Source organism: Ruminococcus sp. RTP21359st1_H3_RTP21359_211015, from assembly GCF_040909065.1.
Lineage (GTDB): Bacteria > Bacillota > Clostridia > Oscillospirales > Ruminococcaceae > Hominimerdicola > Hominimerdicola aceti.
In genome coordinates this window covers 33,011-46,891 of sequence record NZ_JBDGDD010000010.1, presented here as the reverse complement: position 1 = coordinate 46,891, position 13,881 = coordinate 33,011, and the positions used below count along the sequence as shown (strand labels likewise).

At 42.9% G+C, this 13,881-nt stretch carries 15 protein-coding genes; all 15 read right to left on the bottom strand.

What is annotated here, in order from left to right:
- Positions 1-5: 5 nt before the first annotated feature.
- The 15 genes from AB5Z01_RS05915 to AB5Z01_RS05845 all read right to left on the bottom strand — a co-directional run bounded on the left by AB5Z01_RS05915 (position 6) and on the right by AB5Z01_RS05845 (position 13,778).
- Positions 6-233 (bottom strand): hypothetical protein, encoded by a 228-nt coding sequence (locus AB5Z01_RS05915; RefSeq protein WP_022286677.1) that lies wholly within the window; start codon positions 231-233, stop codon positions 6-8.
- A gap of 18 nt (positions 234-251) precedes the next feature.
- A complete protein-coding gene (locus AB5Z01_RS05910; RefSeq protein WP_368365379.1) occupies positions 252-704 on the bottom strand; it encodes a hypothetical protein in 453 nt (150 codons plus the stop codon).
- Positions 676-1,326 carry a signal peptidase I gene (locus AB5Z01_RS05905; RefSeq protein ID WP_288970632.1) on the bottom strand — a complete coding sequence of 217 codons (651 nt, stop codon included), beginning with the start codon at positions 1,324-1,326 and terminating at the stop codon, positions 676-678. The genes AB5Z01_RS05910 and AB5Z01_RS05905 overlap by 29 nt, the downstream gene beginning before the upstream one ends.
- Positions 1,327-1,380: 54 nt before the next feature.
- On the bottom strand, positions 1,381-3,495 hold the full coding sequence (locus AB5Z01_RS05900) for a DUF2357 domain-containing protein (protein ID WP_368365378.1): 2,115 nt from the start codon (positions 3,493-3,495) through the stop codon (positions 1,381-1,383).
- 36 nt (positions 3,496-3,531) lie between these two features.
- Positions 3,532-5,079 carry a hypothetical protein gene (locus AB5Z01_RS05895; protein WP_267301537.1) on the bottom strand — a complete coding sequence of 516 codons (1,548 nt, stop codon included), beginning with the start codon at positions 5,077-5,079 and terminating at the stop codon, positions 3,532-3,534.
- 21 nt (positions 5,080-5,100) lie between these two features.
- A complete protein-coding gene (locus AB5Z01_RS05890) occupies positions 5,101-5,760 on the bottom strand; it encodes a signal peptidase I (RefSeq protein WP_302413865.1) in 660 nt (219 codons plus the stop codon).
- Positions 5,761-5,804: 44 nt separating this feature from the next.
- On the bottom strand, positions 5,805-6,539 hold the full coding sequence (locus AB5Z01_RS05885; protein ID WP_287214601.1) for a hypothetical protein: 735 nt from the start codon (positions 6,537-6,539) through the stop codon (positions 5,805-5,807).
- Positions 6,540-6,557: 18 nt separating this feature from the next.
- Positions 6,558-7,304: an EAL domain-containing protein gene (locus AB5Z01_RS05880; protein ID WP_117863732.1), complete on the bottom strand. Its 747-nt coding sequence runs from the start codon at positions 7,302-7,304 to the stop codon at positions 6,558-6,560.
- Between the two features lie 165 nt (positions 7,305-7,469).
- Positions 7,470-8,492 carry a hypothetical protein gene (locus tag AB5Z01_RS05875; protein WP_287214603.1) on the bottom strand — a complete coding sequence of 341 codons (1,023 nt, stop codon included), beginning with the start codon at positions 8,490-8,492 and terminating at the stop codon, positions 7,470-7,472.
- A 395-nt stretch (positions 8,493-8,887) separates the two neighbouring features.
- Positions 8,888-10,261, bottom strand: coding sequence for a thioether cross-link-forming SCIFF peptide maturase (gene scfB, locus AB5Z01_RS05870; protein ID WP_022287270.1), 1,374 nt, complete (start codon positions 10,259-10,261; stop codon positions 8,888-8,890).
- A gap of 118 nt (positions 10,262-10,379) precedes the next feature.
- On the bottom strand, positions 10,380-10,523 hold the full coding sequence (gene scfA, locus AB5Z01_RS05865) for a six-cysteine ranthipeptide SCIFF (RefSeq protein ID WP_013498654.1): 144 nt from the start codon (positions 10,521-10,523) through the stop codon (positions 10,380-10,382).
- 98 nt (positions 10,524-10,621) lie between these two features.
- Entirely contained in the window at positions 10,622-11,026 is a 405-nt protein-coding gene (locus AB5Z01_RS05860) for a TIGR04086 family membrane protein (RefSeq protein ID WP_117897578.1), read from the bottom strand.
- 106 nt (positions 11,027-11,132) lie between these two features.
- Positions 11,133-11,465, bottom strand: coding sequence for a preprotein translocase subunit YajC (gene yajC / locus AB5Z01_RS05855; RefSeq protein ID WP_022287272.1), 333 nt, complete (start codon positions 11,463-11,465; stop codon positions 11,133-11,135).
- A 94-nt stretch (positions 11,466-11,559) separates the two neighbouring features.
- Positions 11,560-12,945, bottom strand: a complete 1,386-nt coding sequence (gltA, locus tag AB5Z01_RS05850) for an NADPH-dependent glutamate synthase (protein ID WP_038671613.1) — start codon at positions 12,943-12,945, stop codon at positions 11,560-11,562.
- The gene (locus AB5Z01_RS05845; protein WP_046440370.1) at positions 12,945-13,778 is read right to left on the bottom strand and encodes a sulfide/dihydroorotate dehydrogenase-like FAD/NAD-binding protein; all 834 of its coding nucleotides are present in this window, start codon (positions 13,776-13,778) and stop codon (positions 12,945-12,947) included. The genes gltA and AB5Z01_RS05845 overlap by 1 nt, the downstream gene beginning before the upstream one ends.
- Positions 13,779-13,881 lie beyond the last annotated feature (103 nt).

Below are 13,881 nucleotides of genomic sequence, written 5' to 3'. Positions count from 1 at the left end.
CTCCATTATTTCATCGAGTCAAGCTCTTTCTGCAATTCTATCATGTGGTTTCTGCAAGCGGTTATCTCGCCTGTGTATTTGTTGAACCACTCAACGTCCATTTCGTTAGGCTCTTCCTGCAAAAGAATTGCCTGAACAAGTGCTGATTGTGAACGTGATCTCTTACGCTCTATCTCCTCGATAGTAAGTCTGCATTTCTTTATTTCTCTTTTAAGCTGCCCTTTACTGCTCACGTTATTGTCCTCCTTGCATTAATTTCCCATTTTATCAACCGAATCAACTATCTCGTTGACTTCCCTATAGCCTTTGTCAAGATTTTCGGTGATATGGTCAAGTGCTTTTTTTACGTCCTCAAGCTTGCCCTGCATCTGCTCAGGATATTTAACAAAGCAGTAATGCAGTTCGTTTATTGCTTTCTGCTCATCAGTGTAATCGTCGATAAGAAATACCAGCGACCTTGCCGCACCCATATCCGAAAGTATCATGTTATATCTCGTTGGAAGATCCTTGCCGCTTTCAAGATAAGTGTCTATCTCCTCAGAAGCGGCAGACAGATTTTCCATATACTTAGCGATGTAAGTCTTTCTGACTTTCTCGGACTTGTCCATATAAAGCCCGATAAAAACGAACAGCCCTGCAATTGCCGCAATACAAATAACGATAGCCGTTATCATTTTAGCCTTCATTATCTTTTCCTGATTCAAAGCTGTTCGCCTCCTTTTTCTCGTTTTCCTGCATTTTCAGCCGCTGAACTTCTTTTTCAACAGCCTCACGCATAAGCTTTTCCTTTTCTTTCTCAGCCGCTTTCAAGGCTTCCTCACGGTTTGAATATATTTTTATCTCAGCGATAGTTTTTACCTCATACACCGCCATGCAAACTGTTGGGATTATCACAAACAGTATGAGGAGCTTCTTGGTTGATGCAAATGACCCAAGCCACTTGAAAAATCTGAGCTTTCCATAGTATTTTCCAATAATGCTGACTTTTTGCACCGTCACGCTGTCCTCTATTTTGTTAGCATCGCCTTTAGTAACAAAAGTGCCGTCGCTCAAAACCTCAGATATCCTGTGAGTATTTATCTCGCCTTTAATACTATCATCTTGAGAGTAGAACGAAATGATATCCCCTGCCTTTAAGCTGTCAGTATCCGTCCTTTTGATGTAAATATAGTCACCCTCATGTATAGACGGCTCCATACTTCCGCTCACGACCTTCAGTACGCTGTAACCAAAAATGCTTGCTGTTTTGCCGATACAGCCGCAGACCATTATGTACACCGTCACACTCAGCAGTGCCGCAAACACAGCAGAGCCAAGTATTGTCAAAGCTATTTTTACTATCCTCAACGCCTTGCCGATGATAACGACTCTCCCTCCGTGTTATTGTTTTCTATATTTCTCTTTCAAATGCCTTGCCATTCTGCCAACTGCTGAAACATGATACTCCTTATAGAGTCGTTTCATTTCAGTGTCGATAGCTTTCTGCTCCTCAGCGGTGCGCTGTGGCGGAATATATGGTCTTGGCGGTCTGTTCTTTCGCTCAAGACGTTTTCTCTTTTTAAACTGCCTGTTTTTGATACGCCTCTTTACATAATATTTCAGATACGGAGCATATTTTTCATAGATAATCTCAATTTCACGCTCTGCACGTTTTCTCTCTGCCTCAGCCAGTTCTTTTTCCTTCTTGACTTTGAGCATTCTGATATAGTCCGGATTATCCGTCACAACAGGTATGATCCCAAATGCGTGAGCCAGAACATATGTTATGCCACGTTTTGCCATGTAGTATGGATTTTTGGAATATTCTTTAAATATCTCATTGATATTTTTATTTTCAAAGCTTTCACGTTCAGCTTTAAGACGCTCAGCACGTTCACGCTCACGACGTTCCTGCTCACGCTGCTGTTGTGCTTCTTTCGCCTTTTTTGCAGCGATCTCAGGGGACTCATACTCTGACACAAAGCTTGAAGACACGGCTTCTTCATTCGTGCTGATCTGCTGATCCATAGCAGATCCAAGGCTGCTGCGGACGAGCTTTTTCTCCTCTCGGATCCTAGCTCTTTCCTCACGGACACGCTGCTCCTCTTCACGGCGTTGGCGCTCTTCCATTTGCCTTTTGCGTCTTGCGATATGCTTGATCTCTTCCTCTTTTTCACGGCGTTCACGTTCCTCACGCTCCGCCTTTTCTCTTGCAGCCTGCTCCGCCTGCTGTTTTTGGATAAGCTCCAATCTTCTGCGTTCAGCTTCCTCATGCTCCAGCCTTATGCGCTCTTCTTCCTCACGCCGCTGACGCTCCAGTTCCTCCTGCTCGGCACGCTTTCTTTCAGCTTCTGCAGCCGCAAGCTCCTCAGCCCTCTTACGGTCTTCCTCGTCTTTGAGAAACTGCTTTTCTATCTCAACTATACGGTCAAGCTCTGCCGTAAGGTTCCCTGCCTCTTCGGCAGTCATACCCATATCTGTCTTACCTGCACTACTTTGTTCACCCTCGCCAACTATGACATCATATTTATCAGACGTCTGCTTATCAAAACGCCTGACAACCTTTGGTGCGAGGGTCTTGCTCTTTATGGTTTTAAGCTCCTCCGACTTGTCTGCCCCATGGGTATAGGAGCGGAAAAGCATATAGTTCATCGCGGTCAGACCATATATATCCTCGATATAAGAATCATCAGGTCTTTGTGCAGTATCAGAAACGTTGACCTCGTAGCCTGCCTTATCGTAGCTTTCGATAAACTGCCAAAGGGTAAGACACGCCATAAGGTCCACATTTTTAGTTATAGCGTTTGTTCTCATAACAGGCGGTCTGATAAAAGCGTTGCCAAGAGTGGTACAAAGCACTGAGCCTTTATAGCCCTCGATAGCCTTTTTGACCCTTTCAAGCCTTGCCCAAACGTCAGTATCCTTGCTGCCGCCGACAAGACTGTCAACAGTTTCTATCTTAAAACTAATGTTGACCTTTCTGCCGTCGCCGCTGTCAGCCACGGTATCGTAATTAAAAGAATAAGCCTCCTGCGCCTCTGCGGTCTGGACAAGCTTATTGTATCTTATATTTATAAAAATGTATAGCCTGTCGATAAGGGTATTTACAAATCTATTTTCATATGTATCGAGAGTTTCCTCTTTATGAATGTTGAGTATCTTTGACGGAGTTATCTTTCCGGTCTTTTTGTCGATATCCTGAATAAGATCGGTGTGCTGTCCCAGATGTTTTATGGACTCTACCGTTATCTTCCTTGACATAGCGATAGGCACGATCTCTTCCACTTCTTTAATGGTGTTTCTGGGATTTCTTATTACCGTATCAAGATGTGGCAGAGCTTTTTCTATCTCTGTGAGCCAGGACGAATCTATATTCTTCTCGATTATCTTACGATTAAAAGATACAGTTTTTTCGCCTGAAAGAAGCAAGGCACGGGCTGCCGCAAAGCTGTTATTGCCGTCAAACGTCTTTACAGCTTTGTCAAAAGCCGCACGCTGTTCGTTGTATTCGCTCATGCCCGTCCCTCCTCTCAAAGTTTATGAGTACAAATTTTAGTACAGTTTCTGCAATCTTTCAAGATATGCGATAGATTCTTTCATGGTGTTTCTGCCAAAAAGCTTCAGCATATAGGTGCAAAGCTCTTTCAGCTCTTCTCTTAGCATTGCCAAATTAAGCGACTCAAATTTTCTGAATATCTTTGTGGCAAGCACATAGTCAATGCCGTCAAGCTCCTCGCCACCGCAGGCAACATATACAGGAACAAACAAGTTCATCTGTTTAAGTATACGGTTACCGAAAGCCACTCTCAGCTTTTCAATTACCCACAGGTCAAGCTGCTGGATCTTTTTCAGACTGTCCTGTGAAACGGGATACATTTGAAAAGCTTCCTTGAAGAGTGTATCAAGATGTTCAAAGCTTAAATTCATAGGCGGCGTGTCAGGTGCGTCAAAGGCAACTCCCTTTGCGTCAAGATTGATAGGCTGTGCACGATCGTATACCTTATCTGAGATAGTGAACGTGGAATCGTCGTTGTTGGCAGTACCGATATACCAAATGTTCTGCGGAATACGCAGCTTGCCCTTATCAAGGCGAACAGGGTCAGTACTCCACACATTAGGAACAAGATCAAGCTCCCACTCGGCAGGATCAGGCATTTCAAGAATCGAGAGCATTTCTGCAAAGTAATATTCCACTCTCGCAATGTTCATCTCGTCGAGGAGTATGAAGTTTACATCGTCATTGTATTCAGAAGAATAAATTCTTTTGAGGACTTCTGTTTCATTAAAGTTCTTCGTGAACTCGTTGAAATAGCCAAAAAGCTCAGTTCTGTCACGCCATGACGGCTGAACAGAAGCAATAGTGGTATCTTTCTGCAAGAACTTACCGAATGAATACGGCAATGATGTTTTACCTGTACCAGAGATACCTTGCAGGATAATGAGCTTTGTTGAAGCCATGCCAGCAATGAAAAGTCGGATAGTTTTTATGTCATAATAAAGGTGCATTCTTGAGCAGGCAAAGTTTCTGTATGCTTCGCAGATACCGCTAAGGGTGATGTCATTATTGTAAGCAGGCGGCTCGTATGTCTTGTAGAAATTGTCCACCTCGATAAGCTTTGAAAAACGGCAGTCGGCAGTCTGAACAACGCCGTCCACAATGGTTTGAACTTCGCCCTGTGCAGGCATCTGCTCGCCCTCTGCAAGAGCGGTGTTATCATATACGCCAAGCTGAGCCACCTTCATTGCCATGATCTCATCTTTTTCCTTGGTCATTTTGACCACCTGACGCTGCAGGTCAGATATTTCTTCGATAAGATCCTCGTTGCTGACGATAGAGTGTCTGAATCTTATGTACTTTCTCACAGCAAGAACTATCATAAAAATAATAAGCACAAAGATAGCCACAACAACGATAATTGCAAGCACAGAAAGTACCCAGCCCAGCGCACCAAAGTCTGCCGAGTAGGTCTTGAATATCCTTATGTAGTTTTTTATATTGAAGATCTGTTTTATGCCGTTCCACAGACCCTTGAAGATCTGCCCAAAGCCTGCAAGCATTGACGACATGAAAACAAAAAACCATTTCAGAAATCCATTCATAATGTATCACCCAAGCAGCAGTTATTTGTCATTTTTCTCCTGCTGTGCATTTTCATCTTCCTTTTTCTTCTGCTGTGCAAGGTATTCCTCAACTGCACGTCTTTTTATTTCTTCCTCATCGCTCTCTGTGATAGCAGGACGCTTTATCTCGATTATGGTTGCGATAAGCTTATAAAGCTCAAAGAGGAAAAACAGTGCTATCGGCAAAAGTATGCAAATGAAAAATCCCGTTTTTGTTCTGAGAAAATCCATTACCTTGCCGAAACCGCCTATTTTCGCACCTTTCCACTGACCGATTATATCACCTGCATAAACAGTGTATGTATCATCTACGTTATTAGCATCGCCTCGTGTGATAAAGCCTACAGAGCCGTTATCATTGAGTACCTCTGCGATACGGTGGGTATTCTTCACCTTTTGGCCCTTTATAAGAGTCCAGAAAGTGATAACGTCGCCCTTTTTCAGAGAATTGATATCGTCTATTTCCTTTGAGATAATAAGGTCGCCTTTTTTGAAAGTTGGCTTCATTGAGTCAGATTCAACTGTGAGCGGGACATATCCCAGCAGACTTGCCGTACCATTATTCTTATCAGACGAGAACACGAGAATTGTTATAAGCAGTGCAAAGATAAGCACCACCCATGCGATAACATTAAAAACGATCTTCAAAGCTTTTTTCATAATTCAAAACCTCGGAAACCCGAGGCTTCCTCCCTTCTAATTCTTTAAGTTGTTTCAACGATCTTGAAATTCATACCAAGCTTCATTGTGCCACCGATTATTTTGTCAACACAATCAGGGTCATTTCCCTCAAGCCATATGACTACTGTATACTTGTCTTTCTCACCAGGACCAAGCTTTTCACGTCGGTCCTTCATGACCTCAGTAGAGGAGGCGAACTCCTTATCACAATCGCTTTCCTTACCGCTGCCGTCAGACTTTGTTTTACCATAAACGGTTTTCTCGCCATTCACGAAAAGCTCCACTCTGATAGCTTCATCAACACCGTTCGTGACGTTCTCGATAGTCATTTCGCTGTCATAGCTAAGTGTGTCTTTACCGGAATTTATGAGATAGAAAGTATAAGCTATATACCCCTCGCCATTATGGCTGCCGTTTATCTTGTCGATATTATCAGGGAGATCTTCGCCACTGATATTTGTCATATCATAGAGGATATCCGCATTGAGCCTTGAATTGCTCGTGGTATAGTCAGGAGTTTCCGAAAGAGTAAGCCCCTGATTTATCATATCATACTTACTTATCTTAACTGTAAAGCTACCATACTTGTCGTAAAAATAAGACACCGCATAAGCCGCCGCCACGATAGCGATAAGTATAATGGCAAGTATTTTAAGCAATCTCATCAATACCACATAGCTTTTAGCTTCCTTGGCGGTCCTGCGAAGTGCAAGGGTATCGACTACTCTTGTATTTTTATCTATATTTTTACCGTCCAAAACCGTATCACCCGTTTATTACTCATTTCTATTGCGAACGTATCTTTCCGCAATATATTTTCCTGCATTTTCTCCCGAATAGTAAAGGCACTGCATACCGCTGAGCTGTTTCACCTGCTTATCATCAGTAATTCCGTCAGCTATGACCTCAGCATTAAGGTCAAAAACGAAATTCAGCAGAGAGTTCACGCAGGTATCATACCTGTCGCTCTTACCAAGAACCTGAGCCACTGAGCCGTCAAGCATGATATTATCTACCTTGAACTCAGCAGTCTTAAGCATTTTAAAGCCCTCAGTGCCGAAGCCTGTAAGCAGAAAATGAAAGCCCTGTCTTCTCATAAGAGCCACGTTATCTGCCGCTGTGCTGTCAGCTTCATCAAGCACATCAGGCAACAACTCAAAGCAGACACGCTCATACTTCACGCCGAACTTATCGCAATAATCTGCCACAACTCTCGGAGCTTCCGTCTGCCTTAAAAATCTTGCAGGCATGAACACGCTTGCCCAATCAACGTCAACTTCCCTTTCGTGAAACTTGCCCAAAGCCTGCAAAAGCTGAACGAAAGCAAGCTTGAAAATGCTAACACATCGGTCGGAAAGCTGAGCCACAGGGAGATAATCCGCAGGCATGAGCGTACCCATAGCAGGAGAATTGAGCCTTGTTTGCGACTGCAAAAAAGTGACCCTGCCACTGTCGGTATTTTTTATAGGTCTATAGAAAAGCTCCACGGCACGAACGCCGTCAACTGTTGAATTACCGTTCAAAGCAAGTCACTTCCTTTCCTGTTCAAATATATCATTATAGCATAATTTCGACAAAAAGCAAAGAAAAATCGGGAGATTTCCCCAAATATGGAAAATTATTTTTTATGCCCATTTACCAAAAAACGCCGAATTTCTTCGGCGTCTTTTTTGTTTTATTGTTATGGATTAAACACCTGTGCCTGTGTTTGAAAGGTCATAGAATTTCAAATCTACGTTAAAGCTCTGTCCAGCATTTACATTCCAGCAGTTTACATCTTCACCCTCAAGCCATACACGGATATAATACTTAGCAGGAGTGCTGTAACCTGTCTTTCCAGTGCCAACTCCAGTTACATTTGCAACCTCAGTTGAATCACTATTTGTAACCTGTCCTGCTGTATTTGCAGTTACTTCCTTTGCAACTGTTACAGTGCCATAATAATCATTTTCGCTTGTTCCTGTATTAGCCCTAACTGCTTTTTTCTTATAATATCCTGTGTCTACATCAGTTTCTGCGCCAAGGAAAACTCCACCATTAGCAGCACTTCTATCCTCATTCAATATAGCCACACGAGTTGCTTTATACAAGTCACCCTTAGTGTCATCATTATCCTTATTAGGGTCTTCAACAGTAACATCAACACCAAGCTTTACATCTTCAACATTTGTAGTTCTAAACCAAACAGGGATATCTAGATAGTAACCCTCACCTTTTGTATCTGCAGTAAGATTGCTTTCTGTTTCAGAAGAAGCTCCAGCAGTTTGGAATGTCCAACCAGCATTGTTATTTTCAGTAGCCTGTGTAAAAGCATTCGCACCTGTTATATCAACAGACTTACCATTCTCCTTAGCTTTTGTTGTATAATAGAGATTTGTTCCGTCCGTTGATGAAGCAGGGATAAGCTTACCAAAGCTTGCATATACAGAGCTTGTAGCTGCCTTGTTTGACCACAATTTTTCATCATCGCCAGGTTCAGTTGCCTCAGTTTTGCTCGTAATTGTAGCACCTGCCGTAGCCTTACCAAGTGAAACTTCTATTGTCTGTGGAGTTGTAGCAGTAAGCTTAATTCCTGTTACTTCAACTTCTCTGCTCATCGTAAACCAAGCGTAAGTAGCAGTAGAAAGCATTACAGCGGAAGTTGTGAGCATTGCAACTGCAGGTATAAGTTTCTTCTTAGCAGAAGTATTCTTCTTTTCATTAGTTTTCATATCTCTTCGTCCTTTTCATAATAATTTGTCGGTTTATCCTGTCCGATACAGAGGGCGCTCGTTATAGCCGATTTGCGGTAACATGACCGCCAAGCACCTTTTGTTTATGTCAATCTTATACTAAATTCGACCCACTTTGTCAATAAGCTACCAGCTTAGTATACATTATATTTATCTTAATACTTATTAATATGACAGACACATTTTGCTATTTTTCGACATTATCATACTATGTAATAACAGCAGAAAGCACGGAATAACGTCATTTGTTATTCCGTGCTTTTTAAACCGATTATTCAATAATTTTTTTGTTAAACTTCAAACGTTTTTGTACATATTAAGTTTATAAATGTACATAAAAGCTACCATGCGTGAAATTTACAAAATATTTATATTCATTCTGCGCTGTCGAGCATTTTAACAGCCTTCATCATGATAGCACATTCAAGACGCTTCTTCTGTATCTGACATGACAGCTTATGCGCATTGTGGATATCACCTGCGTAAATGTAGTTGTTTGCATTGCAACCGCCACTGCAATAGAACTTTGCCCAGCACTTTTTGCACTCTGGCTTGTTGTAAACGTGTGCGTGAGCAAACATATCTTTCATTTCCTCGTTGAATGTGCCGTCATAGAGATTGCCCATTTTAAACTCGGTGATACCAACGAACTGATGACATGGATAAATATCGCCGTCAGGAGTAACAGAAACATACTCGTTACCGCTTCCACAGCCCCTAAGTCTCTTTATCGCACAAGGACCTTGGTCGAGGTCTATCATAAAGTGGAAGAAGTTTATGAACTTGCCCTCGTCCCTTATCTTCTGTATCTTCTCAGAAAGTATCTCATACTCCTTGAAGATCCTCGGCAGGTCAGCCTCAGTGATAGCATAAGGCTCGCTAGGGTCAGCCATAACAGGCTCAACAGATATCTGGTCGAATCCCAGATCATAAAGGTGCATTACATCATTTGAGAAGTCAAGATTATACTTTGTGTAAGTGCCTCTTACATACCAATCCTTGTTCTTAGGACGTTTCTCAACAAGCTTCTTAAAATTAGGGATGATCCTGTCATAGCTTCCTGAACCGTCAACACGCACTCTCATTCTGTCATTGACTTCTTTTCTTCCGTCGATAGACAGAACAACGTTGTACATTTCCTTGTTGATGAAGTCTATCATCTCGTCAGTGAGGTGTACACCATTTGTGGTAACAGTAAATCTGAACTTTTTATTGTGAGGCTCCTCCTGTGAACGTGCATACTCAACAAGCTTTTCCACCGTACCGAAATTCAGTGACGGCTCACCGCCGAAAAAGTCCACCTCAAGAAATTTTCTGTCTCCTGAACGCTCTATAAGAAAATCTATAGCACGCTTGCCTGTTTCATAGTCCATGAGCATTCTGCCCTGACCGAAATCGCCTGTTGAAGCAAAGCAATATTTACATCTCAGGTTACAGTCATGAGCGATATGCAGACACATCGCCTTGATAGGTGAAGCCACAGCAGACAGGGCATACTTCTCGTAATCGTCCTCGCTGAACAATATCTTGTCATTGTAAAGAGAAACTATCTCCTCATAACAATCCTCGATATCCTTGCTGTCATACATCTTTGACAGCTTTCTTACAACGTCCTCAGGACATTTCTCCTCAAAAGGCGGCTCAACATTGTCTAACAAATCATATGTCAGATCGTCTATAATATGTACTCCGCCACTGTTCACGTCAAGCAGTGCATTAAAGCCGCCAAGCTTAAACTTGTGTATCATTTAAAAATCACCTTTCGCATTTATATTCATATACAAATTTATACAAAAATAAAGGGACATAAAAATGTCCCTTTAGCAAGGCGTGTGTACGCTCGCACGCCTCAGAAAGATCGGAATATTAAGCTTCTCTCTCGCACTTCTGGTTAGCAACTGTGCAGGAGGTCTTGCAAGCTGACTGACATGATGCCTGACACTTGCCGCAGCCACCCTTAGCAGCAGTCTTCTTGAGATTAGCCTTATTGATCGTCTTGATATGTTTCATAGGATTTTACCTCCAATAATTGATTTACACTAATTATACCACATATCCCACCATGTTTTATGAACGAATAGTTAATGCAGTATAAATATTTATCCTTATCAAAAACGACTGCTTTTAGAATTTACCCCTACAACTCCGCCTACGCCTGCACACACAAGGGTAAGCACAAGCTTTGCAGGCACGGAAAAGCTTTCGGCTGCTTTTGAAAACAGTGCACTGAGAATGACAATGATAAGAAAAATGAACACTCCGCACAGCACACCTGACAGCAGACCGTTTCTACGTTGCCTTTTTCCGCAGACATATCCCCCTGCATACGCCCCGATACCAAGTGCCGCTGTTGACATCACCGACAGCATAAGATCGGTGGCATCTATCTTAGTGATAACATACGCAAAAGCAAGCACAGCAACAAATATCGCACCGCACCCCACGCAGGCAGAAATTGCCGTAGATGACAGCACAGAAAGCTTTCTGCCCCCGAAAAGTCTGTTGTTTTTCATATCCGCACCCCCACACTGAATATCCTAAAGAAATTATATTCAAAGCCACGGACAATAAGAACACAAAAAGGGACGGATAAAACTACCCGTCCCTTAAAAGCGATATTTACTTTGCGTCACCGTCATGAATTGTTTCGTTCTTAGCGATAGCCCACTTTTTAACACGGATCTTACTTCTGTCGCCGCCTGTTTCGATAACAACAGTGTCGTCCTTGATAGAGAACACGATACCAACGATTCCGCCGTTTGTAACGACCTCGTCACCGATCTCAAGGTTATCTCTCATTTCAGCGTCTTTCTTATCCTGCTTTTTCTGCGGACGGATAATAAAGAAATAGAAGAACACGATTATGAGTACCAGTGGGATAAAAGTCATGGCAAGTGATGCAGGTGAACTCTGCTCAGCAGCCAAAACTGAAATAATTGCTGACAAATTCATCAAAAGACCTCCAAATCTAATAATACTATATTAGTATATCAGATATTTGCACAAACTTCAAGCCTTTTAACAAATAATTTTCATTTACAAGAAATTATTTCTTGTTCTTGATATACTCGTCGATAGCGGCAGCAGCCTTTTTGCCTGCACCCATAGCGAGGATAACAGTAGCAGCGCCTGTAACAGCGTCACCGCCTGCGTAAACGCCTTCCTTAGTTGTTGACTCGTTCTCGTCAACGATAAGACAGCCGTGATCGTTTGTTTCAAGACCAGGAGTTGTACTTCTGATAAGTGGGTTAGGTGATGTACCGATAGACATGATAGCTGTATCAACGTCAAGAATGAAGTTTGAACCCTCGATAGGGATAGGACGTCTTCTGCCGCTTGCGTCAGGCTCGCCCAGCTCCATTTTGATGCACTCCATGCCGTTTACATGACCGTTCTCGTCGCCAACTATCTTAACAGGGTTGTTAAGAACGAGGAACTCGATGCCCTCTTCCTGAGCGTGATGAACTTCTTCCTTTCTTGCAGGAAGCTCGTCCATTGAACGTCTGTATACGATATAAACGTGCTCAGCGCCAAGTCTCATTGCAGAACGAGCAGCGTCCATAGCAACGTTACCGCCACCTACTACAGCTACGTTCTTAGACTTCATGATAGGAGTCTCATAATCGTCCTTGTATGCCTTCATAAGGTTGATTCTTGTAAGGTACTCGTTAGCAGAGTAAACGCCTACAAGACCTTCGCCCTCGATACCCATGAATCTTGGAAGACCTGCGCCTGAACCTACGAATACAGCTTCATAGCCCATGCCCATAAGCTCGTCGATAGAAAGAACTCTGCCGATAACCATGTTTGTCATGATATGTACGCCCATGTTTGTCAGATTGTCTATCTCGTGCTGAACGATAGCCTTTGGAAGTCTGAACTCAGGGATACCATACATAAGAACGCCGCCTGCTGTATGGAATGCCTCGTAGATAGTTACGTCATAACCAAGCTTAGCAAGGTCGCCTGCAACTGTAAGGCTTGAAGGTCCACCGCCGACAACAGCTACCTTGTGACCGTTTGGTTCAGCCTTTTCTACGGCAACTGCCTTGTCCATCATATAGTCTGCACAGAATCTCTCAAGTCTGCCTATACCAACAGGCTCACCCTTGATACCTCTTACACACTTGCCCTCGCACTGATGTTCCTGTGGACATACACGTCCGCAAACAGCCGGCAGAGCGTTTGTTGTTTTGATGATGGCATAAGCTTCTTCAAACTTGCCCTCTGCTACCTTTGCGATAAACTCAGGAATCCTAACGCTTACAGGACATCCTGTCATACAAGGCTTGTGCTTGCAGTTAAGACATCTCTGAGCTTCTTCTATAGCCTGCTCAGGGGTGTAACCCAAAGTAACTTCCTTGAAGTTTCTAGCTCTTACCTTTGGCTCCTGCTCTGCGATAGGAGTCTTTGTCAAACTCATATTAGCCATTATCTTACACCTCCAGTAAGTCTGCACAAGTGAGCCTTTTCCTGCTCCTTATAAGTTGAGTTTCTTCTCATAAGCTCGTCGAAATCTACCTTCTGACCGTCAAAGTCAGGACCGTCAACGCAAGCATACTTGATCTTGCCGTCAACAGTTACACGACATCCGCCGCACATTCCTGTGCCGTCGATCATGATAGGGTTGAGTGAAACGAGAGTCTTGATATCATAAGGCTTTGTTACCTTGCAAACGAACTTCATCATTGGAACTGGTCCGATAGCGATAACCTCGTCAAACTTAGCACCACCGTCAATAAGCTCCTGAAGCTTGTTTGTAACAAATCCGTGATAGCCGTATGAACCGTCGTCTGTACAGATATGAAGATGTGAAGAAGCCTTGCCCATTTCATCTTCAAGAATAACGATATCCTTGCTCCTGAAGCCTGCGATAAGGTCAACTTCAACGCCCATGCTGTGGAGCTTCTTAGCCTGTGGATAAGCGATAGCACAACCAACGCCTCCGCCTACTACTGCAACTCTCTTGATACCCTCGTCATACTCTGTAGCAACGCCGAGAGGACCAACAACGTCATGGATATAGTCGCCCTCATTAAGTCTTGCAAGCTCAGTTGTAGATGCACCTACCACCTGGAAAATAATTGTGATCGTGCCCTTTTCTCTGTCATAGTCAGCGATAGTGAGCGGAACACGCTCGCCCTTCTCATCAACTCTGTAGATGATGAACTGACCAGCCTCAGCCTTAGCGGCAATGTAAGGTGCGTCGATCTCCATAAGAACAACAGCGTCATTGAGCTGTCTTCTTGTTACGATTTTGTACACTAAAATCCCTCCCTGAATAATTAGCAAAATAATATTGTTTTAGGCAAATAATACAAAAACACTTTCTATTATCGCCTTACAGCATATAACATTATACTATATT

Excerpts from the sequence above, each read along its gene's own strand:
- AB5Z01_RS05900 (WP_368365378.1), bottom strand. The coding sequence starts at position 3,495 with ATGAGCGAATACAACGAACAGCGTGCGGCTTTTGACAAAGCTGTAAAG.
- AB5Z01_RS05895 (WP_267301537.1), bottom strand. The coding sequence starts at position 5,079 with ATGAATGGATTTCTGAAATGGTTTTTTGTTTTCATGTCGTCAATGCTT.
- AB5Z01_RS05890 (WP_302413865.1), bottom strand. The coding sequence starts at position 5,760 with ATGAAAAAAGCTTTGAAGATCGTTTTTAATGTTATCGCATGGGTGGTG.
- AB5Z01_RS05875 (WP_287214603.1), bottom strand. The coding sequence starts at position 8,492 with ATGAAAACTAATGAAAAGAAGAATACTTCTGCTAAGAAGAAACTTATA.
- scfB (WP_022287270.1), bottom strand. The coding sequence starts at position 10,261 with ATGATACACAAGTTTAAGCTTGGCGGCTTTAATGCACTGCTTGACGTG.
- scfA (WP_013498654.1), bottom strand. The coding sequence starts at position 10,523 with ATGAAACATATCAAGACGATCAATAAGGCTAATCTCAAGAAGACTGCT.
- AB5Z01_RS05860 (WP_117897578.1), bottom strand. The coding sequence starts at position 11,026 with ATGAAAAACAACAGACTTTTCGGGGGCAGAAAGCTTTCTGTGCTGTCA.
- yajC (WP_022287272.1), bottom strand. The coding sequence starts at position 11,465 with ATGAATTTGTCAGCAATTATTTCAGTTTTGGCTGCTGAGCAGAGTTCA.
- gltA (WP_038671613.1), bottom strand. The coding sequence starts at position 12,945 with ATGGCTAATATGAGTTTGACAAAGACTCCTATCGCAGAGCAGGAGCCA.